The 25,607-nt window shown below is 61.2% G+C and carries 18 protein-coding genes and 2 pseudogenes; 11 read left to right on the forward strand and 9 right to left on the reverse strand.

The window, feature by feature from the left end:
- Nucleotides 1–80: 80 nt before the first annotated feature.
- The gene (locus tag PMI34_RS16065; protein ID WP_008049443.1) at nucleotides 81–2,078 is read right to left on the reverse strand and encodes an alpha-1,4-glucan--maltose-1-phosphate maltosyltransferase; all 1,998 of its coding nucleotides are present in this window, start codon (nucleotides 2,076–2,078) and stop codon (nucleotides 81–83) included.
- A gap of 214 nt (nucleotides 2,079–2,292) precedes the next feature.
- On the opposite strand from PMI34_RS16065, the gene PMI34_RS28980 reads away from it, so the two are divergent.
- The 3 genes from PMI34_RS28980 to mapR all read left to right on the forward strand — a co-directional run bounded on the left by PMI34_RS28980 (nucleotide 2,293) and on the right by mapR (nucleotide 5,852).
- On the forward strand, nucleotides 2,293–2,460 hold the full coding sequence (locus PMI34_RS28980; RefSeq protein WP_008049444.1) for a hypothetical protein: 168 nt from the start codon (nucleotides 2,293–2,295) through the stop codon (nucleotides 2,458–2,460).
- Between the two features lie 439 nt (nucleotides 2,461–2,899).
- Nucleotides 2,900–4,312, forward strand: coding sequence for a cytochrome c oxidase accessory protein CcoG (gene ccoG / locus PMI34_RS16060; RefSeq protein ID WP_008049445.1), 1,413 nt, complete (start codon nucleotides 2,900–2,902; stop codon nucleotides 4,310–4,312).
- A gap of 130 nt (nucleotides 4,313–4,442) precedes the next feature.
- Nucleotides 4,443–5,852 carry a GntR family transcriptional regulator MpaR gene (gene mapR / locus PMI34_RS16055; protein WP_008049446.1) on the forward strand — a complete coding sequence of 470 codons (1,410 nt, stop codon included), beginning with the start codon at nucleotides 4,443–4,445 and terminating at the stop codon, nucleotides 5,850–5,852.
- A 163-nt stretch (nucleotides 5,853–6,015) separates the two neighbouring features.
- On the opposite strand, the gene PMI34_RS16050 is transcribed toward mapR, so the two are convergent.
- From PMI34_RS16050 to PMI34_RS16015, 8 genes are all read right to left on the reverse strand, one after another.
- Nucleotides 6,016–6,762, reverse strand: a complete 747-nt coding sequence (locus tag PMI34_RS16050) for an SDR family oxidoreductase (protein WP_008049447.1) — start codon at nucleotides 6,760–6,762, stop codon at nucleotides 6,016–6,018.
- A gap of 86 nt (nucleotides 6,763–6,848) precedes the next feature.
- The gene (locus PMI34_RS16045; RefSeq protein WP_008049448.1) at nucleotides 6,849–8,966 is read right to left on the reverse strand and encodes a putative bifunctional diguanylate cyclase/phosphodiesterase; all 2,118 of its coding nucleotides are present in this window, start codon (nucleotides 8,964–8,966) and stop codon (nucleotides 6,849–6,851) included.
- Nucleotides 8,967–9,280: 314 nt separating this feature from the next.
- Nucleotides 9,281–10,762: an efflux transporter outer membrane subunit gene (locus PMI34_RS16040; protein ID WP_008049450.1), complete on the reverse strand. Its 1,482-nt coding sequence runs from the start codon at nucleotides 10,760–10,762 to the stop codon at nucleotides 9,281–9,283.
- Nucleotides 10,759–13,866, reverse strand: a complete 3,108-nt coding sequence (locus PMI34_RS16035; RefSeq protein WP_032829610.1) for an efflux RND transporter permease subunit — start codon at nucleotides 13,864–13,866, stop codon at nucleotides 10,759–10,761. The genes PMI34_RS16040 and PMI34_RS16035 overlap by 4 nt, the downstream gene beginning before the upstream one ends.
- Nucleotides 13,867–13,966: 100 nt before the next feature.
- On the reverse strand, nucleotides 13,967–17,062 hold the full coding sequence (locus tag PMI34_RS16030) for an MdtB/MuxB family multidrug efflux RND transporter permease subunit (RefSeq protein ID WP_008049462.1): 3,096 nt from the start codon (nucleotides 17,060–17,062) through the stop codon (nucleotides 13,967–13,969).
- On the reverse strand, nucleotides 17,059–18,375 hold the full coding sequence (locus PMI34_RS16025; RefSeq protein ID WP_032829611.1) for an MdtA/MuxA family multidrug efflux RND transporter periplasmic adaptor subunit: 1,317 nt from the start codon (nucleotides 18,373–18,375) through the stop codon (nucleotides 17,059–17,061). Before PMI34_RS16025 ends, PMI34_RS16030 begins: the two co-directional genes overlap by 4 nt.
- A 178-nt stretch (nucleotides 18,376–18,553) precedes the next feature.
- On the reverse strand, nucleotides 18,554–19,054 hold the full coding sequence (gene tpx / locus PMI34_RS16020) for a thiol peroxidase (protein WP_007974363.1): 501 nt from the start codon (nucleotides 19,052–19,054) through the stop codon (nucleotides 18,554–18,556).
- A gap of 162 nt (nucleotides 19,055–19,216) precedes the next feature.
- Nucleotides 19,217–19,660, reverse strand: a complete 444-nt coding sequence (locus PMI34_RS16015; protein ID WP_008049469.1) for an SRPBCC family protein — start codon at nucleotides 19,658–19,660, stop codon at nucleotides 19,217–19,219.
- Nucleotides 19,661–19,839: 179 nt separating this feature from the next.
- Here PMI34_RS16015 and PMI34_RS16010 point away from each other — a divergent pair, with 179 nt between their 5' ends.
- The 8 genes and pseudogenes from PMI34_RS16010 (at nucleotide 19,840) to PMI34_RS15980 (ending at nucleotide 25,607) form a co-directional block, all read left to right on the forward strand.
- A complete protein-coding gene (locus tag PMI34_RS16010; RefSeq protein ID WP_007991867.1) occupies nucleotides 19,840–20,265 on the forward strand; it encodes a YciI family protein in 426 nt (141 codons plus the stop codon).
- Nucleotides 20,266–20,623: 358 nt separating this feature from the next.
- Nucleotides 20,624–20,932: pseudogene (locus tag PMI34_RS29285) on the forward strand (DUF1214 domain-containing protein); the annotation flags it as partial.
- 3 nt (nucleotides 20,933–20,935) lie between these two features.
- A pseudogene (locus tag PMI34_RS29290) lies at nucleotides 20,936–21,157 on the forward strand (DUF1214 domain-containing protein); the annotation flags it as partial.
- Nucleotides 21,158–21,169: 12 nt separating this feature from the next.
- Nucleotides 21,170–22,117 carry a SphA family protein gene (locus tag PMI34_RS16000; protein WP_008049471.1) on the forward strand — a complete coding sequence of 316 codons (948 nt, stop codon included), beginning with the start codon at nucleotides 21,170–21,172 and terminating at the stop codon, nucleotides 22,115–22,117.
- Between the two features lie 8 nt (nucleotides 22,118–22,125).
- Nucleotides 22,126–23,106 carry an AAA family ATPase gene (locus PMI34_RS15995; RefSeq protein ID WP_008049472.1) on the forward strand — a complete coding sequence of 327 codons (981 nt, stop codon included), beginning with the start codon at nucleotides 22,126–22,128 and terminating at the stop codon, nucleotides 23,104–23,106.
- Entirely contained in the window at nucleotides 23,103–24,038 is a 936-nt protein-coding gene (locus PMI34_RS15990) for a DUF58 domain-containing protein (RefSeq protein ID WP_008049473.1), read from the forward strand. Before PMI34_RS15995 ends, PMI34_RS15990 begins: the two co-directional genes overlap by 4 nt.
- The gene (locus tag PMI34_RS15985) at nucleotides 24,035–24,628 is read left to right on the forward strand and encodes a DUF4381 domain-containing protein (protein ID WP_008049474.1); all 594 of its coding nucleotides are present in this window, start codon (nucleotides 24,035–24,037) and stop codon (nucleotides 24,626–24,628) included. The genes PMI34_RS15990 and PMI34_RS15985 overlap by 4 nt, the downstream gene beginning before the upstream one ends.
- Nucleotides 24,615–25,607, forward strand: a complete 993-nt coding sequence (locus tag PMI34_RS15980) for a vWA domain-containing protein (protein WP_008049475.1) — start codon at nucleotides 24,615–24,617, stop codon at nucleotides 25,605–25,607. Before PMI34_RS15985 ends, PMI34_RS15980 begins: the two co-directional genes overlap by 14 nt.

Consider the following 25,607-nt stretch of genomic DNA (forward strand, 5'->3'; position numbering starts at 1 on the left):
GGCTGCGATCTTTTGATCTGAAAAATCAAGATCAAAAGATCGCAGCCTTCGGCAGCTCCTACAGGGGGGGGGCGGCGCATTCAAGAGGTGGTGATGCGCCAGATCCCGAACGGCTGATACGCCGGGTCGATCCGCATGAATTGCTGTTTGCCATGCCAGGTCCAGCGATGGCCATTCATCAGGTCTTCGCCCTGGGTGCTGGCGTGGTCCGGCAAGCCCATTTCCCACAACGGCAACTCGAAGTTCGCCTCCTGCACGTTGTGCGGATCGAGGCTGACCGCCACCAGGATGAAATTGCCTCCATCGGCGCTGCGTTTGCCGAAGTACAGGATGTTGTCGTTCCAGGCGTTGTAGACCTTCAGGCCCAGATGCGTGTGCAACGCCGGGTTCTGCCGGCGGATGCGGTTGAGCTGGGCGATCTCGGCAATGATGTTGCCCGGCGCGTTGAAGTCCCGCGGGCGGATCTCATACTTCTCGGAGTCGAGGTACTCCTCTTTGCCCGGCACCGGCGCCGACTCGCACAACTCGAAACCCGAGTACATGCCCCACAGGCCCGAGCCCATGGTCGCCAGCACGGCGCGGATGAGAAACCCGGGGCGTCCGGATTCGTGGAGGAACGCCGGGTTGATGTCCGGCGTATTGACGAAAAAATTCGGCCGGCAGCATTCGCGCCAAGGCGATTCGTTGAGTTCAGTGAAGTAGGTCGCCAGTTCGGCCTTGGTGTTGCGCCAGGTGAAATAGGTGTAGCTCTGGGAGTATCCGACTTTGCCCAGGCGCGCCATCATGGCCGGGGTGGTAAAGGCTTCGGCGAGGAAAATTACCTCGGGGTACAGCGCCCGTACATCGGCGATCAGCCACTGCCAGAACGGTAACGGCTTGGTGTGCGGGTTATCGACGCGGAAGATCTTCACGCCCTCCTCGACCCAACCGATCACGATATCGCGCAGCTCCACCCAAAGGCTCGGAATCGCCTCGGGGGTATAGAAGTCGACGTTGACGATGTCCTGGTATTTCTTCGGCGGGTTCTCCGCGTATTTGATCGTGCCGTCCGGCCGCCAGTTGAACCAGCCGGGATGCTGCTTGAGCCACGGATGGTCCTGGGAGCACTGGATGGCAAAATCCAGGGCGATTTCCAGGCCATGGGCCGAGGCGGCCGCCACCAGTCGGCGGAAGTCTTCACGGGTGCCCAACTGCGAGTGAATCGCCTCGTGTCCGCCCTCCTCGCTGCCAATCGCATAGGGGCTGCCCGGATCATCGGGGCCGGCGGTGAGGGAGTTGTTCGGGCCCTTGCGGTAACTGCGTCCGATCGGGTGGATCGGCGGGAAATACAGCACGTCGAAACCCATGTCCTGGATCATCGCCAGCCGCGAATGCACGTCATTGAAAGTGCCATGGCGGGTCGGACTGTCGGTGATCGAACGCGGGAACAATTCATACCAACTGGCGAACTGCGCCAGTTCGCGCTCCACATCCACCGGGTATTCCGGGCTCAGGCTCAGGTAGGCGCGGTGATCGACACGGGCCATGAGGTCGGCGCTACGCGGGTGCAAAAACAGTGCAATCTGCTCGGTTTCAAGCAGCCCTGACAGTTCATGGTGCAAGGCCGCCAGTTGCTCGCTGAGTTGCCCTTCGCTACGTTCGGCGGCTTGTTGCACATGAATCCGCCCTTCCTGTAATTCCAGGCTGACTGGTACGGCAGCCGCATGCTTTTTTTCCAGCTCATGGCAAAAGCTGGCGAACTGATCGATCCAGGCTTCGATACAGAACAGATAACGGCCCTGGCTGGCGACCCGGAACTGCCCTTGCCAACCGTTGTTGCCCAGGTCGTTCATGGCCGCGCTTTGCCAGACGTCCTCGTCTTCGGCCCGCCAGCGCACGCGAACCGCCAGCTTGTCATGCCCGTCGGCGAAGACCTTGGCCGTCACCACCACGTCCTGCCCCACCACGGCCTTGACCGCGAACTGCCCGCCTTCAAGGGTCGGCATGATGTTTTCAATGACGATGCGCGGCAGCAACAAGGCCTGCGACAGCGGCATGTGCGGGTTGTAGCTCAACTCAGTCGGTTTTTCAGCCGTCATCGAGCCTCTCTCCTTACGCCCCATGGACGCGCTTGTGTCTGGTCGCCACCCCGCCGGGCAATCCGCCCCGGGATGCACTCACTTAGGTTCCGAACGACAGCCGCCGGGAAAGTTTCATCGACAATTTCCGGAATCAAGTCCATCGCGTCGTGGTCAACCAAGTAGTCCACCTACTTAAGCACGACTCACGCCATGTGCCACCGCAGGCTAAACAATGAACAATCCATTCCCGGCTGAAACCCCCGACCCAAACATCGATAACCCGGTGATACCGCCCAGCGAACCGCAACCGGTGCCCGAACAGGATCCACCCGACAAGGACCCGCCGCCAAGGGAAAAACCGCCAACGACCATGCCGCCGGTGATTGTGAACCCTGAATGACGACAGTTGATCGTTCCTGCGTCGAAACCAGGAACGATCATTCCTCGCCTTTTATGGCCATCACTCCATCAGCCTTGAACGTGGCCAGCCATGAAAACGATTTTTCCCAGCGTCAACGAATTCACAAACCGAGCTGGCGCACAGCGGTGAAACGACCTCCGCCGACAGGGTGAATCCCTGACAGGCAGGCGCGGTGGATGGACGCCGGCACTTGAAAGCCACCAACAGTGATTCGGTGATTTGACTGACGTTGATCAACACCCGCCGCCGCTGTTTTGCATAGGCGTTTGCAGCTTTGTGCGGCGGCTGCTTCAAGTTGTCGCAGGCGGTGCAAACACAGCCATCTGATCCGCTTTTTAATGCAATACCTGAGTCTGTTATGCAAACAGATCGCCGCTCATAGTGCTCATGCCTGATGGAGGCTGATGAGCGAAAGACCATGAGCGAGAGAATCCCCGTCCGAACCGTAGAAACATTCGAGCCTTCGCGTCCCGGGATGAAGGCCAAATCCAGCGACAACCTGATCCACACCCGCAGCTTCACCGGGCTGTTCCGCAACCTGCGCATCAGCGGTGCCGGTTTTCTGTTTTTGCTGTTTTTCGGCACTGTGTGGCTGAACTGGGGCGGCCGCCAGGCGGTGCTCTGGGACCTTTCGGAAAGCAAGTTCCATATCTTCGGCGCCACTTTCTGGCCGCAGGATTTCATCCTGCTCTCGGCGCTGTTGATCATCGCCGCGTTCGGCCTGTTTGCGATCACCGTGTTCGCGGGCCGGGTCTGGTGCGGCTACACCTGCCCGCAAAGTTCGTGGACCTGGATCTTCATGTGGTGCGAAAAGATCACCGAAGGCGAACGCAACCAGCGGATCAAGTTGCAGGCCGCGCCGTGGGGCCTGAACAAGCTGATGCGTCGCTCGGCCAAGCACACCTTGTGGCTGGCCATCAGCCTGCTGACCGGCCTGACGTTCGTCGGCTATTTCACGCCGATCCGGCCACTGGCCGAAGAGCTGCTGACCTTCCAGATGAGCGGCGTCAGCCTGTTCTGGGTGCTGTTTTTTACTGGCGCCACCTACATCAATGCCGGTTGGCTGCGTGAAGCGGTGTGCATGCACATGTGCCCCTATGCGCGGTTCCAGAGCGTGATGTTCGACAAGGACACCCTGACCATTTCCTACGACGTGGCCCGGGGCGAAAACCGTGGCCCGCGCAAACGCGAGGTCAAACCCGCCGAAGTCGGTTTGGGCGATTGCATCGATTGCCAGCTGTGCGTACAGGTCTGCCCGACCGGCATCGACATTCGCGACGGCTTGCAGATGGAATGCATCGGTTGCGCCGCATGCATCGACGCCTGCGACTCGATCATGGACAAAATGGGTTACGCCCCGGGATTGATCAGCTACACGTCCGAGCATCAGTTGCAGGGTGGCAAGACACACCTGCTGCGTCCGCGCCTGATCGGCTACTGCGCCGTGCTGCTGGTGATGATCGCCGCCCTGGTGGTGGCGCTGGTGGAACGGCCGATGGTGTCTCTCGACGTCAGCAAGGACCGGGGCCTGTTCCGCGAGAACAGCCAGGGGCAGATCGAAAACATCTACAGTCTGAAGGTGATCAACAAGACTCAGCAGCGTCAGGACTATCAATTGAGCCTGGTGGACGCCGATGACTTCGCGTTGCAGGGCAAGACCGTGCTCAGCCTGGCGCCGGGCGAGATCGTCGATGTGCCGGTGTCGGTGGTGATGCTCACGGAACGTCCGGCCAGCAGTTCGCAGAGCATCAGCTTCAAGGTGGTCGACAGCGATGAGCCCGGCGTCTCTAGCATCGCGAAGAGCCGGTTTGTTGCGCCGATGAATCGCTGATCCCTTAGACTGCTGTGCTTCCATCGCGGGCAAGCCCGCTCCCACAGGTATTGCATCGTCCATGTGGGAGCGGGCTTGCCCGCGATGAAGTCACCTCGATTTTCTTGAATGACAACCTTCCGGACACTCGATGAAACGCTACGAAAAATTCGCCGACGACATCGCAGAACTGATCCGCTCCGGCGTCCTGGGTCCCGGCCAGCGGGTGCCGTCGGTGCGCTACGCCAGCCAGACCTACGGGGTCAGCCCGTCCACGGTGTTCCAGGCCTACTACCTGCTGGAACGTCGCGGCCTGATCCGCGCCCGCCCGCGTTCCGGCTACTTCGTCAACGCCCATGCGCCCCGGCCGTTTTCCGAGCCGGTGATCAGCAATGAGGTCAACGAGTCCACGGAAGTCGACGTCAGCGAACTGGTATTTTCGGTGCTCGATTCGATCAAGGACCCGAACACCGTGGCCTTCGGCTCGGCGTTCCCCAGCCCGACGCTGTTCCCCCTGCAACGCTTGTCCCGCTCCCTGGCCAGCGCCACCCGCGAGATGGACCCGCGCATGGTGGTCACCGACATGTCGCCCGGCAACCCGCAGCTGCGCCGGCAAATCGCTCTGCGCTACATGGTCGGTGGACTGATGCTGCCCATGGAAGAACTGCTGATCACCAATGGCGCCCTGGAAGCCCTCAACCTGTGCCTGCAAGCGGTGACGCAACCTGGCGACCTGGTGGCCATCGAAGCCCCGGCGTTCTACGCCTGCCTGCAAGTGCTCGAACGCCTGAAACTCAAAGCCGTGGAAATCCCCGTGCACCCGCGCGACGGCATCGACCTCGGCGTGCTCGAACAAACGCTTGAACGCCATCCGATCAAGGCCTGCTGGTGCATGACCAGCTTCCAGAACCCCATGGGCGCGACCGTGCCCGAGGCCAAGAAACAGCAGCTAGTGGAACTGCTGCGCCGCCACCAGGTGCCGCTGATCGAAGACGATGTCTACGCCGAACTCTATTACGGCCAGCAGGCGCCGAAACCGGCCAAAGCTTTCGACACTGAAGGGCTGGTGATGCATTGCGGTTCATTTGCCAAGAGCCTGGCCCCCGGCTACCGCATCGGCTGGGTCGCCGCCGGGCGTTTTGCGCAAAAGATCGAACGACTGAAACTCATGACCTCGCTGTGCGCCTCGATGCCGGCCCAGGCCGCCATCGCCGATTACCTGCAACATGGCGGCTACGACCGGCACCTGCGCAAGTTGCGCCACGCCCTGGAAGACCAGCAAAGCGCCATGCTCGCCGCAATCGCCCGATATTTTCCCGCGCAGACACGGGTGAGCCAACCGGCCGGCGGGTACTTTCTGTGGCTGGAATTGCCGGAGCAGATGGATTCGTTGAAGTTGTTCCAGATGGCATTGGCCCAAGGCATCAGCATTGCACCGGGGCCGATCTTTTCACCGACCCAGCGCTTCAGGAACTGTATTCGGTTGAATTACGGCAGCCCGTGGACCGAGGAATCGGAGAAGGCGATGGAGACGTTGGGGCGGATTGTGCGGTCGTTCTGATCAATAGGCGTCGCCCGGTCAAATGCCTTCGCGGGCAAGCCCGCTCCCACAGGGTTACCTGGTGTACGCAAAGTCTGTGAACACCCGAGATTCCTTGTGGGAGCGGGCTTGCTCCGGGCGGCGTTCCGACGAAGAGGCCAGCACTGACAACGCAAACCTCAGATCAACGCCCACCACCAAGATCGACGAAAGTCCCGGTCGCATAAGAAGCCTTGTCCGACAACAACCAGACAATCGCCTCCGCCACTTCATCCGGGCGCCCGCCCCGGGCCATGGGAATCGCCGATTCGAGTTTGCTGACCCGATCCGGATCGCCGCTCAAGGCATGAAAATCGGTGTAGATGTAGCCCGGACGCACGGCGTTGACGCGAATCCCCTCGCCCGCCACTTCCTTGGACAGGCCTATGGTGAAGGTGTCCAGCGCGCCTTTGGACGCCGCGTAATCCACGTACTCGTTGGGAGCCCCCAAGCGCGAGGCGACCGACGATACGTTGACGATGCTGCCGCCCTGCCCGCCGTGCCTGGGCGACATGCGCAGGATCGCGTGCTTGGCACAGAGAATCGGCGCCAGGACGTTGGTTTTCATGATCTTGAGAATGCGGAACTCGGACATCTCGTCGACCCGGGACTTCTGCCCTACGGTGCCGGCGTTGTTCACCAGCGCGGTGACCCGCCCCAGTTCACTGTCCACCCGATGGAACAGCGCGATGACTTCGTCTTCGATGCTGACGTCGGCCCGTACCGCAATGGCCTGCGCACCGAGGGCGCGGACTTGCTCCAGCACGCCGAGTGCGGCCTGTTCGTCCGCCTGATAGTTGATGCAGATCCGATAGCCCTGCGCGGCGGCCAACAGAGCGGTGGCCGCACCAATGCCGCGGCTGCCGCCGGTGATGACGATGACTTTGTCCATGCGAGCTTTTCCCCCAATCAAAGCTTAAGCGGTCGGGGGCAAGAATAACCGCCATTGGCGGTTTTTGCATGGCTACACGTCAGCTGTCATGTCATCGACATTTCACGCTCGGCACTGGCTTCAAGCTGTTCGACCAATTGCTCGCCGCGATGGATTTCCATCATGAAACCTGCGGCCGGCAGCGGATGCCCCAGCAGGTAACCCTGCAACGAATCACAACCGAGTTGCGTCAGGAAGTCCTGCTGCACACCGGTTTCCACGCCTTCGGCGACGATGCGCAACCCCAGTGCCTGGCCGAGGGCGACGATGGCCGACACGATGGCGGCGTCGTCGCTGTCGCGCTCCAGGTCCCGCACAAACCCCCGGTCGATCTTCAGCTCGTTGGCCGGAAGGCGCTTGAGGTACATCAAGCTCGAATAGCCAGTGCCAAAATCGTCGATGGACAGGTCGACGCCCATTTCCGACAGTTCCTGCAGCACCGTCATGCTCGCATCGGCATCGCTCATGGCGGTGGTTTCAGTGATTTCCAGGGTCAGGCTGTTGGCCGGCAAATGGTGAGCCGCCAGGGCCTTGGCGACACTCTGGACCAGCCCGGAATGACAGAACTGGATGGCCGAAAGGTTCACCGCGATGCGCCAATCGGTGTAGCCCAGCACGTACCACTCGCGCATCTGACGGCAGGCTTCGTTGAGCACCCACTCGCCGATTGGAATGATCAGCCCGGTTTTTTCCGCCATTTCGATGAATTTGTCCGGCAACAGCATCCCTTGCGTCGGGTGCTCCCAGCGCAACAAGGCCTCGGCGCCCACCGGACGGCCATTGGCGGCGTCGAACTTGGGCTGGTAATGCAGGCTGAATTGCTGCTGTTCCACGGCATTGCGCAAGTCTTGCAGCAATTGCAGCTGTTTGCGGGCGTTGCTGTTCATCGAAGCGTCGAAAAAGCTGTAGCCGTTTTTACCCGCGCCCTTGGCGTGATACATCGCCGCGTCGGCGTTCATCAGCAATTCATGGGCGGACTGGCCGTTACCCGGGTAGAGCGCGATGCCGACACTCGCGGAAATGTGCAAATCATGTTCGGCAACCCGGAACGCGCGCGCGATCATCCCGACCTGGCGGGCCGCCAGGTTCAAGGCGTCGTTCTGTTCGCTCAATTGCACCAGCAACACGAACTCGTCGCCGCCGATGCGCGCCAGAGTGTCCTGGCTGCGCAAGTCTTCGCGCAGGCGCACGGCTACTTCACGCAACAGCAGATCACCCATGTGGTGGCCGAAGGCATCGTTGACCGGTTTGAAGCCGTCCAGGTCGATGAACATCAGGGCAAAGCACCCCCCCTGTTCCCGGACCCGCGACATGGCCTGATCGATTCGATCGGCGAGCAACGTCCGGTTCGGCAACCCGGTGAGAGTGTCATGCAAGGCCAGTTGGGTCAGTTCACGGTTGGCCTCGGTCAACGACCGGGCCAGGCTCGCGGTGCGAGCCTCCAGGCGTGCATCGAGGATCGAGGTCAGCAAGGCAATGCTCAGCACCGCCAGCGTGGTGATCAGCACCAGGTTGTCCAGGCCATTGCCGCTCAATCCATTGACCGCTGCGCCGCAAAAACTGCCGTCGGCAAAGCGTGCGGCGGCCATCCCGGTGTAGTGCATGCCAACGATGGCGATACCCATGATCACGGCGGCACCGCCACGGATCAGACGGACATAAGGTGTGTGCTGGCGCAGACGGAACGCGATCCACAATGCCGCGCCCGAAGCACCGACCGCGATCAGCAGCGAGGCGCCGAACAGAGTCGGGTCGTAGTCGATGCCCGGTTGCATGCGCATGGCGGCCATGCCGGTGTAGTGCATCGCGCTGATGCCGGCGCCCATGACCAACGCGCCAAAGGCCAGTTGCCAGGCCGGTAATTGCGGCTGGCTGACCAGCCACAGCGCAAAACCGCTGGAAAGCACGCCGATCAGCAGCGACAACAGGGTGATGGTGCCGTCGTACCCAAGATCGATCGGCAGCTTGAACGCGAGCATGCCGATAAAATGCATCGACCAGATGCCGATGCCCATGGCAACGGTTCCGCCCGCGGTCCACAAATGCACGGCGCGGCCTTTGGCGGTGGCAATGCGTCCGGTCAGGTCGAGTGCGGTGTATGAGGCGAGAATCGCTACGCAGAGCGAAATGATGACCAGGGTGGGGGAATAGCTGCCGATGAGCATGGAGACTTCTCGCGAACGCCCCCCTTGTTAGTGGCTTTCATTCTCGGGTGGGGGCAAATGCGGCGATTGTACTGATTCCAAATGAGAACGCACCCACAAAATGAGCAAAGGGCCATCAGTCCGATGAAACGCTTGTTTTAAGGTTTTACATTAACTCGCTTGAAGCTGCTGGTACCACAAAACCTGTGGGAGCGAGTTTGCTCCGGGCGGCGTTCCGACGATAGCGGTGGGTCAGGCAACATCCATTCTGAATGTGACGCAGCCATCGCGAGCAAGCTCGCTCCCACAGGGATTGCAGCGTTCGTTAGATTGCGCTATCGACTGTCGCTCACCTCAAGCTGCCCGTCCCAGCCACCTCCCAACGCGGCAATCAACTGCACGCTGGCGATCAGGCGGCTTTGCAGCAGGTCGAGGTTGCTGCGCTCATTGCTCAGCGCCGCGGCCTGGGTCACCACCACATCGATGTACGCGATCAAACCGGCCTTGTACTGGTTCTGGGTCAGGCGCAACGATTCCCGGGCAGCATCCAGTGCCTGTTGGCGCACGACGGCTTCGTCCTCAAGCACCTTGAGTTGCACCAGGAAGTTTTCCACCTCGCGGAACCCGTCCAGCACGGTCTGGCGGTACTTGGCCACCGTTTCGTCATAGGCCGCTTCACTGCGGTCGACTTCCGCCGAGCGCTGGCCGCCGTCGAACAGGGTCATGGCCAATTGCGGTCCGACCGACCAGAAGCGGTTCGGCAGGCTGATCCAGTTGGCATAGGTGCTACTGCTGTAACCGCCGTTCATGTTCAGGGTCAGGTCGGGGTAATAGGCGGCCTTGGCCACGCCGATATTGGCGTTGGCGGCCATCACCGAGCGCTCGGCCGACGCGATGTCCGGGCGACGCTCCAGCAACTGCGAAGGCAATGCCGGCGGCACTTGCGGCAACTGCGGGATGTCCAGGCTTTCCGCCAGGCTGAACTGCGCCGGCGGCAGGCCGATCAGCACGGCGATGGCGTTCTCGAACTGGGCGCGTTGCCAGATCAGGTCGACCATATCGGCTTCGGTGCCTTTGAGTTGCGTCTGGGCCTGGGCCACCGCGTCCTTGCCCGATACGCCTGCGCGGTACTGGTTCTCGGTCATTTTCAGCGAACGCCGATAAGCCTCGACCGTGTCCTGGAGCAAGCGCTTCTGGCCATCGATCACCCGCAGTTGCAGGTAATTCTGCACCAGCTCCGACTGTTGGCTCAGGCGCATGGCCGCCAGGTCGGCAAAGCTTGCCTGGGCATTGGCGGTGTCGGCTTCGAGGCCCCGGCGCAGCTTGCCCCATACGTCCGCTTCCCAACTGACGCCCGCCTGGGCCGAGTACGTATCGCGAATGCCGCTGGACGAACTGCTCAGGCTGGAGTTGCTGCTACCGGTACCCTGGCTTGAACGGTTCTTGCTGACGTTCAGGTCCACCGTCGGGAAAAACGCACCCCGTGCGCTGCGCACCAAGGCCTGGGCCTGGCGGTACTGCGCTTCGGACTGGGCGACAGTCTGGTTGGCGCTGTTGAGTTTTTCGATCAGGTCGTTGAGCTGCCGGTCGCCATACAACTCCCACCACGCGCCACGCGCCAGGGCATCGCTGGGGTTGGCCTGACGCCAGCCTTCTGCCGCCTTGTATTGCGCAGGTTCGGCGGTTTGCGGGCGCTGGTAATCCGGGCCGATGGCGCAGGCACTGAGCATCGCCACGCACAGTGACAGGCTCAACAGGCGCGAGCCTCGGGCCGTGATCAGCGGTGCAGCCAGGTTGAAAAGCGAACGGTCAGTCATAGCGGAGTTTCCAGGGCAGCATCGGTACGCACCCCACGCCATTTATTGAAGCGATGGCGCAGTCTGTCGAGATAGAGGTAAACCACCGGGGTGGTGTAAAGCGTCAGCACCTGGCTGAAGATCAGCCCGCCGATGATGGTCAGGCCCAGCGGCTGGCGCATTTCCGCCCCTTCGGCGCGGCTGAGCAGCAACGGCAAGGCACCGAGGATCGCCGCCAGAGTGGTCATCAGGATAGGTCGCAGGCGTTGCAGGCAGGCGCTGCGAATCGACTCCAGCGGGGCCATGCCCTGGCTTCGTTCCAGCTGTAACGCCAGGTCGATCATCAGGATCGCGTTTTTCTTCACCACGCCGATCAGCAGAAACAGCCCCAGCAACGAAATCAGGCTGAACTCGCCGCCCAGCGCGTAGATCGACAGCAATGCGCCGACCCCGGCCGACGGCAGGGTCGAGAGAATCGTCAGCGGGTGTATGTAGCTTTCGTACAGCACCCCCAAGACCAGATACACCGCCACCAGCGCCCCCAGAATCATCCATGGCTGACTTTTTTGAGTCGCCGCGAAAGCGTCGGCCGTGCCGGCCATTTTCGCGATCACGTCCTCTGGCAGGCCGACCTTGGCAATCGCCCGCTCGATGGCCGCACCGCCCTGCTCCACGGTCACGCCTTCGGCCATGTCGAAGGCAATGCTTTCCGAAGCAAACTGGCCTTCGTGGCTGACCCGGTCGTTTTCCAGGCTGTTTTCGTAATGGGCGATGGTCGACAGCGGGATCCGCGCGCCGTCAGCGGTGATCACCTGGACCTGCTTGAGGGTGATCGGGTCCTGGGCGTATTTCGGATTGACCTCCATCACCACCTGGTACTGGTTGAGGCTGTCGTAGATGGTCGAAATCTGCCGCTGGCTGTAGGCGTTGTTCAGCACCGCCGTGACCATGTCCATGTCGACACCCAGGCGCTTGGCCTGGTCACGGTCGACGATCAGGGTCACTTGCCGGGCGCCCCGGCCTTCCCGCGCATCGATCGCCGTCAGCTCCGGCAAGGCCTTGAGCGCGGTGACGACTTTCGGGTACCACTCGCGCAATGCCCCCAGATCCCCGCTCTGCAGGATGTACGAGTACTGCGAGGTGGTCTGCTCGCGACCGCCACCGAATTGCAGGTCCTGGTCCGCCATGAGCATCAGTTGTGCCCCGGGAACCTTGGGCATTTCCTTGCGCAGGCGTTCGATGACTTTCTGTGCGGAAATGCTGCGCTCCTTGATCGGCTTCAGGCGCACCAGCATGAAGGCGTTGTTGGTGCCGTTGTTGCCACCAATAAACCCGGCGACGCTTTCTACCGCCTCGTCCTTCAACACCGCCCGGCGGAAAATCTCCATCTTCGGCTGCATCACGCTGAACGACAGGCCGTCGTCGCCGCGCACGAAACCGATCAGCTGGCCGGTATCCTGCTGCGGTAAAAATGTTTTAGGAACAACAATATACAGCGCAATATTCACACCAATTGTCACGAACAGACTGAGCAAGGTCAGGCGCTTGTGGCGCAACACCCAGTCGAGGCTGGTGGCGTACTTGCCGACCATCCAGTCATTGGTCCGCCGGCTCCAGCGTTGCAGGCGGTTCTCCTGCCCCGGCGTGTGCGGCTTGAGCCAGCGGGCGCAGAGCATCGGCGTCAGGGTCAACGACACCACCAGCGAAACCACGATGGCCGCCGCCAGGGTGATGGAGAATTCGCGGAACAGGCTTTCAATGATCCCGCCCATGAACAGGATCGACAGGAACACCGCCACCAGCGACACGTTCATCGACAACAAGGTAAAGCCGACTTCCTGGGCACCGAGGTAGGCGGCCCGCATCGGCCGCACGCCTTCGTCGATGTGCCGGGAAATGTTCTCCAGCACCACGATGGCATCGTCCACCACCAGCCCGGTGGCCAGGATCAGCGCCATCAGCGACAGGTTGTTCAGCGAAAAACCGTAGAGGTACATCACGGCAAAGGTGCCGACCAGCGACACCGGCACCGCCAGGGTCGGGATCAGCGAAGCGCGGAAGTTACCGAGGAACAGGAACACCACCAGGATCACCAGCGCCACGGCGATCAGCAGGGTCATTTCCGCTTCGTGCAGCGTGGCCTTGATCACCGGAGAACGGTCCATGGCCAGGTTCAGCTTGACGCTGGCCGGCAGCACCGCCTGCAACGCCGGCAATTGCGCCTTGATCTCGTTGACCGTCTCGATGATGTTGGCGCCGGCCTGCCGGTTGATCACCAGCAGTACCGCCGCGTCATCGTTGAAGAAACCGCTGTTGTAGCGGTCCTCGACGCCATCGCTGACCTTGGCCACATCCTTCAGGCGCAAGGCCGCGCCACCGTTGTAGTGGATGATCAGCGATTCGTAGTCCCGGGCTTTTTCCAACTGGTCGTTGGCCTGGACCTGCCACAGCCGCTGATCGTCTTCCACCGAGCCCTTGGGCCGGCGCACGTTGGCATTGGCGATGGTGTTACGCACATCGTCCAGGGCCACGCCGTATTGGTTCAGCGACTGCGGTTCGAGCTCGATACGTACCGCTGGCAACGAACTGCCACCGATCTGCACTTCGCCGACACCCTGCACCTGGGACAGGCTCTGGGACAGAATCGTCGAGGCCAGGTCATAGAGCTGGCCTTTTTCCAGCACATCCGACGTCAGCGACAGCACCATGATCGGCGCCTGGGACGGGTTGACCTTCTTGTAGGTCGGCATGCTGCGCATCCCGCTCGGCAGCAGGGTGCGCGAAGCATTGATGGCCGCCTGCACTTCCCGCGCCGCGCCGTTGATGTCGCGGTCCAGGTCGAATTGCAGGATCACCCGGGTCGAACCCTGGCTGGAGCGGCTGCTCATGGTGTTGACCCCGGCAATGCTGCCGAAGGAGCGCTCCAGCGGCGTGGCCACGGTCGACGCCATCACCTCGGGGCTGGCCCCGGGCAGGCTGGCCTGGACCACGATCACCGGAAAGTCCATTTGCGGCAGCGGCGACACAGGTAGTAAACCGAAGCTCACGCCGCCCAGCAGCATGATCGCCAGTGAAAGCAGCATGGTTGCCACGGGGCGTTTGATGAATGGTCCCGAGAGATTCATAGGTGGCAACCACTAGCTGCAAGCTGCAAGCTGCAAGATAAAAGCAGGGATCGCGCAGGCTTTAACTTGCGGCTTGAAGCTTGAAGTTTGTAGCTCGCCGTCATACCACCACCTCTTTCGAGTCAGACTTGCCAAAGCGGCGTCCCAACCGATCGAAATACAGGTAAATCACCGGCGTAGTGAACAACGTCAGAACCTGGCTCAGCAACAGGCCGCCGACCATCACCAGACCCAGCGGCTGGCGCAGTTCCGCGCCGGAACCGGTGGCCAGCATCAACGGCACGGCACCGAACAGCGCGGCCAACGTGGTCATCAGGATCGGGCGGAAACGCAGCAAGGCCGCCTGATAGATCGCCGTTTGCGGGTCCATGCCCTGGTTGCGCTCGGCGTCCAGGGCGAAGTCGATCATCATGATCGCGTTCTTCTTCACGATGCCGATCAGCAGGATGATGCCGATGATCGCGATCATGCCCAGGTCGTTGCCGCTGAGGATCAACGCCAGCAAGGCGCCCACCGCCGCCGACGGCAGGGTCGAGAGAATGGTGATCGGGTGGATGTAGCTCTCGTAGAGCACGCCCAGCACGATGTACATGGTCACCACCGCCGCCAGAATCAGCAGCAAGGTGCTCGACAGCGAGGCCTGGAACGCCTGCGCCGCACCCTGGAACTGGGTCTGCACGCCAATCGGCATGCCGATGTCCTTCTGCACCTGCTCGATGATCTCGACCGCATGCCCCAGCGCCACGCCGGGCGCCAGGTTGAAGGACATCATTACTGCCGGGAACTGGCCGATGTGGGTGATCGCCAGTTGAGCCTGACGCTCTTCGATGTGCGCCAGGCTGGACAGGCGCACCTGCCCGCCATCGGTGGTCTTGACGTGAATCTGGTTCAACGCATCCGGGCCGATCTTCTCGCCGGACTGCGATTGCAGCACCACGCGGTACTGGCTCGCCTGGGTGTAGATCGTGGAAATCTGCCGCTGACCAAAGGCGTCGTACAGCGCGTCGGTGATGTTCGACACCGACACACCGACCCGGGACGCCGCATCGCGGTCGATCACCAGATAAACCTGCAGCCCCTTGTCCTGCAGATCGCTGGCAACGTCGGTCAGTTCCGGCCGTTCGGCCAAGGCTTCGACCAGGCGCTTGCTCCACAGGCTCAGCAACTCCGAGTCCGGCGACGACATGCTGAACTGGTACTGCGTGCGGCTGACCCGGTCTTCGATGGTCAGGTCCTGCACCGGCTGCATGAACAGGCGGATGCCGACCAGTTTGTCGAGTTCCGGTTGCAGGCGGGCAATCACTTGCGTGGCGCTCAGGTCACGGTCGTGGTGCGACTTGAGGTTGATCAGCAAGCGACCGCTGTTGAGGGTCGAGTTGTCGCCATCCACGCCAATGTAGGAAGACAGGCTCTCCACCGCCGGGTCGGCAAGGATCACCTTGGCCAGTTCCTGCTGGCGCTCGCTCATGGCGGCGAAGGAAATCGATTGCGGCGCTTCGGAAATGCCCTGGATGACGCCGGTGTCCTGCACCGGGAAGAAGCCCTTGGGCACCACCATGTACAGCAATACCGTCAGCGCCAGAGTGCCAATGGCCACCATCAAGGTCAGCGGCTGGTGCTTGAGTACCCACTGCAATTTGCGTCCGTAGGCGGCGATCATCCAGTCGATGAACGCACCGCTGGCACGGTAGAAGCGGCCCTGCTCTGATTCCTTGGGTTCACGCTTGAGCAACCGCGCGCACATCATCGGCGTCAGGGTCAGGGAAACCACCAGGGAAATCAGGATCGCCACCGCCAGGGTGATGGCGAACTCGCGGAACAAGCGCCCGACCACGTCCGCCATGAACAGCAGCGGGATCAGCACGGCGATCAGCGACAAGGTCAGGGAGATCAGGGTGAAACCGATCTGCCTGGCACCCTTGAGCGCCGCGTTCAACGGGCTGTCGCCCTCCTCGATGAATCGGGAAATGTTCTCCAGCATGACGATCGCATCGTCCACCACGAAGCCGGTGGCGATGGTCAGGGCCATCAGGGTCAGGTTGTTGACCGAAAACCCTGCCAGGTACATCACGCCGAACGTACCGATCAGCGACAGGGGCACGGCCACCGACGGAATGATCGTGGCGCTGGCGCGACGCAGGAACAGGAAGGTGACCATGACCACCAGGGCGATGGCGATCAGCAATTCGTGCTGCACGTCCTTGACCGAGGCGCGGATGGTCTGGGTGCGGTCGGTCAGCACCACCACGTCGAGGCCGGCCGGCAGGTTGTCGGTGATGCTCGGCAGCAGGGCCTTGATCCGGTCCACCACCTCGATCACGTTGGCGCCGGGCTGACGCTGGATGTTCAGCAGCACGGCCTGGTTCTCGTTGGCCCACGCGGCCAGACGCTCGTTCTCGGCACCGTCGACGATTTCCGCCACGTCCTTGAGGCGCAACGGCGCGCCATTGGCGTAGGCCAGGATCAGGTTGGCGTAGTCCTCGGGCGACGTCAGTTGATCGTTTGCATCGAGCATCGAAACCCGGGTCGGGCCGTCGAAGTTGCCCTTGGGCTGGTTGACGTTGGACGCGCCGATCAGGGTGCGCACGTCCGACAGGTTCAGGCCATTGGCCGCCAGGGCCTCGGGGTTGACCTTGATGCGCACGGCCTGACGTTGGCCGCCGGCAATGCTGACCATGCCGACGCCGCTGATCTGGGCAATCTTCTGCGCCATGCGCGTATCGACCAGGTCATTGAGCTTGGGCAACAGCATGGTCCTGGAGGTGATGGCCAGGGTCAGCACCGGCGTGTCGGCCGGGTTGACCTTGTTGTACACCGGCGGTGCCGGCAAGTCCTTGGGCAGCAAATTGGTCGCGGCATTGATCGCCGCCTGCACTTGTTGCTCGGCCACGTCCATGTTGATGTCGAGGCTGAACCTCAGGGTCAGCACCGACGCCCCGCCGGAACTGGTGGAGGCCATTTGCGTCAGGCCAGGCATCTGCCCGAACTGGCGCTCAAGCGGCGCGGTCACCGCACTGGTCATGACATCCGGGCTGGCGCCGGGGTACAGGGTCATGACGCGAATGGTCGGGTAATCGACCTGGGGCAGCGCCGACACCGGCAGCAGCCGATAGGCGATCACACCGGCCAGGATAATGGCCAGCATGCTCAGGGTGGTGGCTACCGGGCGAAGGATGAACAGCCGCGAGAGATTCATGCGCCGCCCTTTTTCGCCTTGTCGGTGGTCGCAGGCTCAGCCGCGTTGACCGCCGACTTGCCTTGCAGGTGTTCGGTCGGCGTGGTCGGCACGTCCTGGCTGTCGTTGACCACCTCCACGTCGCTGCCGTCCTTCAGGCGGTCGGTGCCTTCCAGTACGACCCGGTCGCCCGCCGACAGGCCTTCGGTGATTACGGTGTTCACGCCGTCACTTGCGCCGACTTTCAACTGACGTATCTTGACCTTCTTGTCACCGTCCAGGGCGTAGGCGAACGTGCCGTTCGTGCCGAACTGGATCGCGGCGGAAGGCGCCAGCACTACGTCTTTGAGGGTGTCGGCCAACAGGCGCACATTGACGAACTGGTTGGGGAACAGCGACTGATCGCGGTTCTCGTAACGGGCCTTGAATTTCAGGGTGCCGGTGGTGATGTCGATCTGGTTGTCCAGGCTCTGCAGCACGCCGGTGGCCTGGAGTTTGGTGTCGCCGCGATCCCAGGCTTCAGCCGGCAATTTGGCACCGCTGCGATAACGGGCAAGCACGGTGTCGAGGCTGTTTTCCGGGAGGGTGAAGGCCACGCTGATCGGCTGGGTCTGGGTGATGATCGCCAGTGCTGTGGTGTCGTTGGCCGCGACCAGGTTGCCGACGTCCAGTTGACGCAGGCCGACGCGACCGGTGATCGGTGCGCGGATCCTGGTGAATTCGAGGTTGAGTTTGGCGTCGTTCACCGCTGCCTGATTGGTCTTGACCGTGCCCTGAAACTGACCGACCAGCGCTTCGGCGGTGTCCAGGGTCTGTTTGGCAATACTGTCTTCCTTGTAGAGGCCGCGATAACGCTCGACATCGACCTGAGCATTCTTCAACTGCGCCTGATTCTGCAGCAAGGTGCCTTCGGCCTGAAGCAAGGCGTTCTGGTAAGGGCGCGGGTCGATTTCGGCCAGCAGGTCGCCGGCCTTGACCATCTGCCCTTCTTCGAAATAGATCTTGACCAGCTCACCGCCGACGCGGCTGCGCACATTGATGGTGTTCAGCGCCGTGACCGTGCCCAGCGCCTTGAAATACAGCGGGAAATCCCCCTTGACCGCCGGTGCCACTCGCACCGGTACCGGCCCGGACGCGCCACCGAACCCCGGACGCATGCCCCCCGATCGGCCGGTATGCCCGGCAACGGCTTTCTGCCCCGCAGCCTCTTTGGGCGCAGCGCTGCCGGGCCAGAATTTCCAGCACAGGCCAGCGATGACCAACAGGACAAGCAGGCCGAACAGCCAACGACGAGGACTACGGGAAGCGGAGGATTGCATTGAGTGATCAACCATTGGGCGCGTGGGCTTTTTTTACATGAGGCTGAACGATAAGCACTGGCGGGCTTTAAGCAAAGCGCCTTTACCGGCAATTTACCTTTGGCTTACGTAACAGGAGTTTTGTGTAAGACACTGAAGCACAAATGAAAACGGCCTGGACAGGGCCAGGCCGTTAAACATTGTAAAGCTACGCTTATTTCAGAACAGCAAGTGCCGCTTCATAGTTCGGCTCGTCAGCGATTTCGCCAACCAGTTCGCTGTGCAACACATTGTCGTTTTCGTCCAGAACCACGACGGCACGAGCGGTCAGGCCCTTGAGCGGGCCGTCGGCGATGGCAACGCCGTAGTTCTGGATGAACTCGGCACCGCGCAGGGTCGACAGGTTCTGTACGTTTTCCAGGCCTTCGGCGCCGCAGAAACGGGCCTGGGCGAATGGCAGGTCGGCGGAGATGCACAGCACGACAGTGTTGGCCACGTCGCTGGCCTGGGCGTTGAATTTGCGCACGGAGGTGGCGCAGGTCGGGGTGTCAACGCTTGGGAAAATGTTCAGTACTTTGCGCTTGCCGGCAAAGTCTTTCAGGGTGACGTCGGACAGATTGCCGGCAACCAGGGAAAAGGCTGGCGCCTTGGAACCGGCTTGTGGCAGTTGGCCGTTGACTTGAACCGGGTTGCCTTTGAGAGTGACTTGAGCCATGAACGGAGTCCTTCTGACGTTGGTTTGGATAATTTTGACCAGGCCGAAGTTAACCACGAAATTGTCCGACGACCTATGGCCAAACATAAATTGTCATGTATCAGCGCACAAAACTGGATACACGCGCTTTCTCACTCACTACAAAACCCTGTGGGAGCGGTGTTATTTGAGTAACTCCAGCATATTGCGATGTCGCGCCTCGAAAATCCGCCGCATGTAGCCATTGACCAGCAACCACTCCAGGGGAGCCCCCCCCAACGCCGAGTAGGTGACCCGGTCGGTATATAGCGTACCGCCCTCGCCCGCTGCTACCCGATGTTCGTGACGAAAGGCACGCATCGGCCCCTTGAGCATTTCGTCGATGAAATGCGTTTCGCCGACTTCACGGATCAGCACCGTCCAGTTCATTGGAATCACATTGAACATCCAGTGGCGAAAGCGAAATTGCCGCCCGGCTTCAATCCGCAAAAGACTCAGGTCGACATGACCCAGTGGGGTGATGCGCTCAGGGAAAATCTTCGGGAAGTTGATGCCCTCCAGGCAAAATTCGAGGACGTCTTCGGGTATGCGACCGGGAATGAGCGTGGTGATCTGCAAGGTTGGCATCGGGGACACATTCCTTTGGTCAGTAAACGGATAGGCCAGAAATACCGTGTAGTGAAATGGAAGTCGAAAATAAATCTGCCATGTTGTCACCTACGACAATTTTGTTCAGCGTGCTGTCGATTTGCGCCGCAGCCATTCGACCATTAAGCGAATCATTCAATTACAACGGAGACATCACCATGCGATTCATGATCATCATCAAAGCCAGCCAGGAATCCGAAGCCGGCGTCATGCCCAGCCAGGAGCTGCTGACGGCCATGGGCAACTACAACGAAGAACTGGTCAAGGCCGGCATAATGCTCGCGGGCGAAGGCCTGCACCCGAGCAGCAAAGGCGCTCGTGTAAAGTTTTCAGGAGACAAACGCTCGGTGATCGACGGTCCCTTCATCGAAACCAAGGAACTGATTGCCGGTTTCTGGTTGTGGAAAGTGAAGTCCAGGGAAGAAGCCATCGAATGGGTCAAGCGCTGCCCCAACCCGATGCCGGGCACCGAGGCCGAGATCGAGATTCGCCAGGTGTTTGAGGCTGAAGACTTTGGAGCCGAGTTCACGCCGGAACTGCGCGAGCAGGAAGAGCGGGTTTGGGAGCAGGCGAAGAAAAACTGACTGACTCAACCCTTTCCTCAGTTTCCTGTGGGAGCGGGCTTGCTCGCGAAGAGGCCGTCTGATCCAGCAACGATGTCGACCGGTACTCCGCTTTCGCGAGCAAGCCCGCTCCCACATTGACTAGACAGCCACTCAACTTGACCGGGCAAGCCCTTCATCTGCATTAACTTTTTAGCAATCGAAAATAACCGGAACCTGCACAAAAAACCAACGAATTAATCCGTTCTACTGGATAACCCGTGGTTAGCTGCTAACGTCATCTGACGAGTCCTACAGGCTTGATCTGAAAGGGATTACGCGGTTACGGCCAAACATAACGGCCGTATGCCCAATCAGCCACCAGGGATCCGGGGGAATGATGTCTAAGAAATTGGGGAAGCACGCCTTTGTCCGGGCGACTTCGCTTGCGCCTGTTTTTTGTGCTCACGGGGATAACGCCGAGACGGCCAACAAAAGTAACAACCCGCTGAACCTGGCGTCTGGCGTCAACTTTCAGGATTACTACACACCCAAGCTGTTCGACTCCAACGTTCACACCAACGATGTCTTGTTGCGTGGTGCGCTGCCGATGGCTCCGAATGACTTTATCGGCGTCCCGCAACTACTGCGCGCCACCCTCCCCGTCATCAGCACCCGTCCTGATCCGCATAACGGCTACAGCACCGGCACCTTGATCAATTCGCGGATGTTGCCCGACCTCAAGCTCGATGCCGATGGCGGCTTGACCCTTTACGTGCAGCACAAGGCACCGGCCAAAGAGTTGCAAAGCAACTGGCTGCCGGCACCGAATGGTCCGTTTTACGGCGTTCTGCGCCTGTATCTGCCAAGACCGGAAGTCACCAACGGCCAGTGGAAACTGCCGCTGCTGACTCCGGCGACCTCACAACAATAAACGGAGTCATTCATGATCAGGCCTTTCGTAGTGCGCCCCTTGTTGGCGCTGTGCATGGTCAGCAGCAGTCCATTGGTACTGGCGGCCGAGGGTGGCGTCGGCCGCCCCATCACCGGGCAACAAGTGTTTTCCAACGCCGGGATCGTGCCCCCGGGGCCGGGTTGGGTCATGTCCCTGACCAGCATCTGGTACGACGGTGACCTCAAGGGCAACGCCCAGGTGCCGATCGTGGGTGCCCTGAGTACCGGGCTGGATATGAAAGTGTCCTACACCATGGCCAACTTCACCCATGTCTGGGACACCGGCAAGGGTCGCTGGAATTACGCCTCGGCCATCGGTGTGCCGGTGCAGTACACCGACATCACTGCGAACATCACCGGCCCTCGCGGCAGAACCCTGGGCACCTCGGACAGCGGCACCCAGTTTGCCGACATGCTGGTGACACCGATTGCCGCCGGCTACCACTTCGACGAATTCAACCACATCTCGTTCTCGCTGCCGATCTACGTGCCGACCGGTGCCTACAACGACGATCGCCTGGCCAACCCCGGACAGAACAATTACACCTTCATGCCCACCGTCGCGTTCACCCATCTGGACGGCAAGGGCGGTGAATTCACGCTGTCGAGTGGCCTGGAGTTCTACACCGAGAACGACTCCACCGACTATCGCAACGGCAACATCTACACCCTCGATGCACTGTGGACCCACGGCTTTGGCAACGGATGGAACGCCGGTATCGCAGCCGGATACATCCAGCAGGTCACCGATGACTCGGGTTCCGGCGCCAGCAGCGGCTTCCGTGGTCGTTCCGTGGGTGCCGGCCCGGTGGTGGGCTGGAGCGGCAAGTTCGCCGACGCCCAGGCCAACATCAGTGCCCGTTGGGTGCCGGAGTTCGACACCAAGAACCGGCCTGAGGGCAATGGTTTGAGCGTCAACCTGACCCTGGCGTTTTTCTAGGAGATCGCATGAGCACACTCAACGACCTCAACGCTCTGCAAGCCAGCATCGCCGAAGCCGTGCTCGGCCAGGATCAGGTGATCCGGCAAGTGCTGGTCGGTTTGCTGGCCAACGGGCATCTGCTGCTCGAAAGCTTGCCCGGCCTGGCCAAGACCCGCACGGTGAAAGCATTGGCCAAACACCTGGATGCGAAAATGAGCCGCATCCAGTTCACCCCGGACTTGCTGCCGTCGGACATTACCGGGGCCGAGGTGCTGCATCAGGTCGAGGGTAAACACGAGATCCGCTTTCAGCCGGGGCCGTTGTTCGGCAACCTGATCCTGGCCGACGAAATCAACCGTGCCCCGGCCAAGGTCCAGGCCGCGCTGCTCGAAGCCATGGAAGAACGCCAGATCACCGTGGCCGGCAACAGCCATGCCCTGCCGGAGCTGTTCATCGTGGTGGCGACCCAGAATCCGATCGAACAGGAAGGCACGTATCCGCTGCCGGAAGCGCAGATGGACCGTTTCCTGATGAAGGTGCTACTCGATTACCCGAGCACGGAAAACGAAAGCCAGGTACTACGGCTGTTGCGTGAGGAAGAACAGGCACTCGGCGCCAAAACAGCCGCCGTGCAGGGTTTTGCTCTCGCACAGGAGGTAATTTTCGCGGCGCGCCAGGAAGTCAGTGCCGTGCATGTGTCCCCGGCCATCGACCGTTACCTCATCGACCTGATCAACGCCACGCGCCATCCGGCCGACTACGACGCCGACCTTGGACGCTGGATCAGCATCGGCGCCAGCCCCCGCGGTGGTATCGGCCTGGACCGCTGTGCCCGGGCCGACGCGTGGTTGCAGGGCCAGGATTTCGTTTCGCCGGACAACGTGCGCGCCGTGGCGCACCCGGTGCTGCGTCATCGCCTGCAACTGAGTTACGACGCGGTGGCCGACGGCGTGACTGCCGATCAGGTACTCGACCGTCTACTCGACAAAGTGGCGATTGTGGCGTGAACACCGATGGATTGGTCTATGTCTCTCTGGCGCAGTTGATGGCCCTGGAGTTCAAGGCCCGTGATCTGAGTTTTGTCGCGCGCCAGCCCCAGGGCAGCATCCTCGCCGGCAACCATGCTTCGCGCTTGCGCGGCCGTGGCTTGAACTTTGATGAATTGCGCCGCTATCAGCCGGGGGACGATCTGCGCCACCTCGATTGGCGGGCATCACTGCGCACCGGCAAACCGGTGGTGCGCACCTTCACCGAAGAGCGTGACCGTCCGGCGCTGATCCTGGTGGACCAGCGCATGTCGATGTTCTTCGGTTCGCAACGCAGCTTCAAATCCACCGTCGCAGCCGAACTCGGTGCCCTGGCGGCGTGGATGGTGTTCAACGCCGGCGACCGCGTCGGTGGACTGGTGTTCAACGACCGGCGCATCGACAGCATCGCCCCGCTGCGCAGTCGCAAACGGATCGAAGCGTTGTGCAGCCGCATCGCCCAACAGAACCAGGCACTCAATGCCGCCAACCCGGACGCCGAAGGTGAATACCAGCTCGACAAGGTCTTGCAGCATTGCCTGGCCGTGGCCGGTCACGATCACCTGATCTGTATCATCAGCGACTTCGCCGGGGCCGGCGAACGCACCTTGCAACTGATGCGGCAACTGACGGCACATAACGATGTGATTGCCATGCAGGTCTATGACCCATTGGCGCTGAACCTGCCGAAAAACGGTCGCTTGCTGATCACCCAAGGACAGTTGCAGGTGGAACTGGCGGTGGAACGACATCAGGTGCATCAGCCACTTGGTGATTTTCTCAGCGGCCGGCTCAAGGACGTCGCTACATTGCTGCGCCGCAGCCGGGTGCCGTTGATGATGTTCAGCACCGCCACAGAGGCCCGGGAACAACTGCGCGCCGAACTGGGCAAGCTCGCCGGGGGGCGCCGATGAACCCCACCGTCCCGAGCATCGACCAACTCAAGGAAATGACACTGCCAACGCCGGTCAGTTTTGCGCCGCAGACGTGGGGTTGGTGGGCGTTGCTGGCGCTGCTGATCGTCGCGCTGCTGGTGACAGGCGTGCGGCAATACCGGCAATGGCTGCGTGATCGCTATCGGCGCGAGGCGCTGGCACGACTGGCGGAATTGCAGCAGCGCAGTAATGACCTGAATGCATTGCGCGAACTTCCGGAGCTGCTCAAGCGCGTGGCCCTTTCAATGCCCTCCCGACAAAACACAAAACCTGTGGGAGCGAGCTTGCTCGCGATGGCATCGGGTCAGCCAACATCAACTTTGAATGTAATGGCCTCATCGCGAGCAAGCTCGCTCCCACAGGGAACCCCTGCGGCGTTGGGGAAAGAGGACTGGCAGGCGTTTTTGCAGCGGCACTGTATACAGCCGTTGCCCACCGACTTCAGCCAACAACTGGCGCTGCTGGCCTACGCGCCTGACGCCGTATTGCGGGCCATGCCCAATGAACAGCGCCAGCATCTATTCAGCACCTGCAAAACCTGGGTGGAGCGTCATCATGTGGCAGCTTGATTACCCTTGGCTGCTGATCCTGTTGCCGTTGCCGTGGTTCGGTTATCGCTACTTGCCCGACTACCGCGAAGCGCGCAGTGCGGTGCGCGTGCCGTTTTTCGGAGCCATGAGCCGCGCCGTCGGCCAGGCCCCGAGCCGGGCTGGCACCCGCAGCAACCGCTGGCAATTGCTCCTGAACCTGCTGGTCTGGACGCTGTTGCTGGTGGCGGCGAGTCGGCCGGTACTCGTGGAAAAACCCATCGAACGCCAGCAGCCGGTGCGTGACCTGATGCTGGCCATCGACATTTCTCAGTCGATGGAAACCACCGACTTCACCGACGCCAACGGCCAAAACATCAATCGCCTGGCAGCGGTCAAGGCAGTGGTGCACGGGTTCATCGACAAACGTAAAGACGATCGAATCGGACTGATCGTGTTCGGCACTGGTGCTTATCCGCAGGCGCCGTTGACCCTGGATCACGCCAGCCTGTCACTGCTGCTGGACGACACAGGCGTCGGCATGGCCGGCCCCAACACGGCCATCGGCGATGCCATCGGGCTGAGCCTGAAACTGCTGGATCAGGCCCACGAGCGGGAAAAGGTGCTTATTCTGCTCACTGACGGCAACGACACCAGCAGCGCCATCACCCCGGACCACGCAGCATCCATGGCCGCCGCCAAAGGCGTGGTGATTCATACCATCGGCATTGGCGACCCGAATGCCGAAGGCGAAGCCAAGGTCAACCTGCAAGGCTTGCAAGACATTGCCGAAGTCACTGGCGGACACTTCTTCCGCGCCGAAGACCGCAATGCCCTAGATCAGGTCTACAGCACCCTCGACAAACTCACCCCGCATCAAGTGAAAACCCTCAGCCATCAGCCCAAACGCGATCTGTTCTGGTGGCCGCTGGGCGCTGCCGTTGCCCTGCTCGCGACTTATCACTTGGGCGCCCTGCTGCTTCCCCGCCTGATGCTCGCGCGTCAGCGGCAGGAGGCCTGA

Origin of the sequence: Pseudomonas sp. GM74 (assembly GCF_000282455.1) — a bacterium.
Classification (GTDB): domain Bacteria; phylum Pseudomonadota; class Gammaproteobacteria; order Pseudomonadales; family Pseudomonadaceae; genus Aquipseudomonas.

Coding starts and splice junctions, on each gene's coding strand:
- PMI34_RS15995 (WP_008049472.1), top strand. CDS start 22,126: ATGAGCACACTCAACGACCTCAACGCTCTGCAAGCCAGCATCGCCGAA.
- tpx (WP_007974363.1), bottom strand. CDS start 19,054: ATGGCTCAAGTCACTCTCAAAGGCAACCCGGTTCAAGTCAACGGCCAA.
- PMI34_RS16045 (WP_008049448.1), bottom strand. CDS start 8,966: ATGCTCATCGGCAGCTATTCCCCCACCCTGGTCATCATTTCGCTCTGC.
- PMI34_RS16015 (WP_008049469.1), bottom strand. CDS start 19,660: ATGCCAACCTTGCAGATCACCACGCTCATTCCCGGTCGCATACCCGAA.
- PMI34_RS16050 (WP_008049447.1), bottom strand. CDS start 6,762: ATGGACAAAGTCATCGTCATCACCGGCGGCAGCCGCGGCATTGGTGCG.
- PMI34_RS15980 (WP_008049475.1), top strand. CDS start 24,615: ATGTGGCAGCTTGATTACCCTTGGCTGCTGATCCTGTTGCCGTTGCCG.
- PMI34_RS28980 (WP_008049444.1), top strand. CDS start 2,293: ATGAACAATCCATTCCCGGCTGAAACCCCCGACCCAAACATCGATAAC.
- mapR (WP_008049446.1), top strand. CDS start 4,443: ATGAAACGCTACGAAAAATTCGCCGACGACATCGCAGAACTGATCCGC.
- PMI34_RS16000 (WP_008049471.1), top strand. CDS start 21,170: ATGATCAGGCCTTTCGTAGTGCGCCCCTTGTTGGCGCTGTGCATGGTC.
- ccoG (WP_008049445.1), top strand. CDS start 2,900: ATGAGCGAGAGAATCCCCGTCCGAACCGTAGAAACATTCGAGCCTTCG.
- PMI34_RS16035 (WP_032829610.1), bottom strand. CDS start 13,866: ATGAATCTCTCGGGACCATTCATCAAACGCCCCGTGGCAACCATGCTG.
- PMI34_RS16065 (WP_008049443.1), bottom strand. CDS start 2,078: ATGACGGCTGAAAAACCGACTGAGTTGAGCTACAACCCGCACATGCCG.
- PMI34_RS15985 (WP_008049474.1), top strand. CDS start 24,035: ATGAACCCCACCGTCCCGAGCATCGACCAACTCAAGGAAATGACACTG.
- PMI34_RS16010 (WP_007991867.1), top strand. CDS start 19,840: ATGCGATTCATGATCATCATCAAAGCCAGCCAGGAATCCGAAGCCGGC.
- PMI34_RS16025 (WP_032829611.1), bottom strand. CDS start 18,375: ATGGTTGATCACTCAATGCAATCCTCCGCTTCCCGTAGTCCTCGTCGT.
- PMI34_RS16040 (WP_008049450.1), bottom strand. CDS start 10,762: ATGACTGACCGTTCGCTTTTCAACCTGGCTGCACCGCTGATCACGGCC.
- PMI34_RS16030 (WP_008049462.1), bottom strand. CDS start 17,062: ATGAATCTCTCGCGGCTGTTCATCCTTCGCCCGGTAGCCACCACCCTG.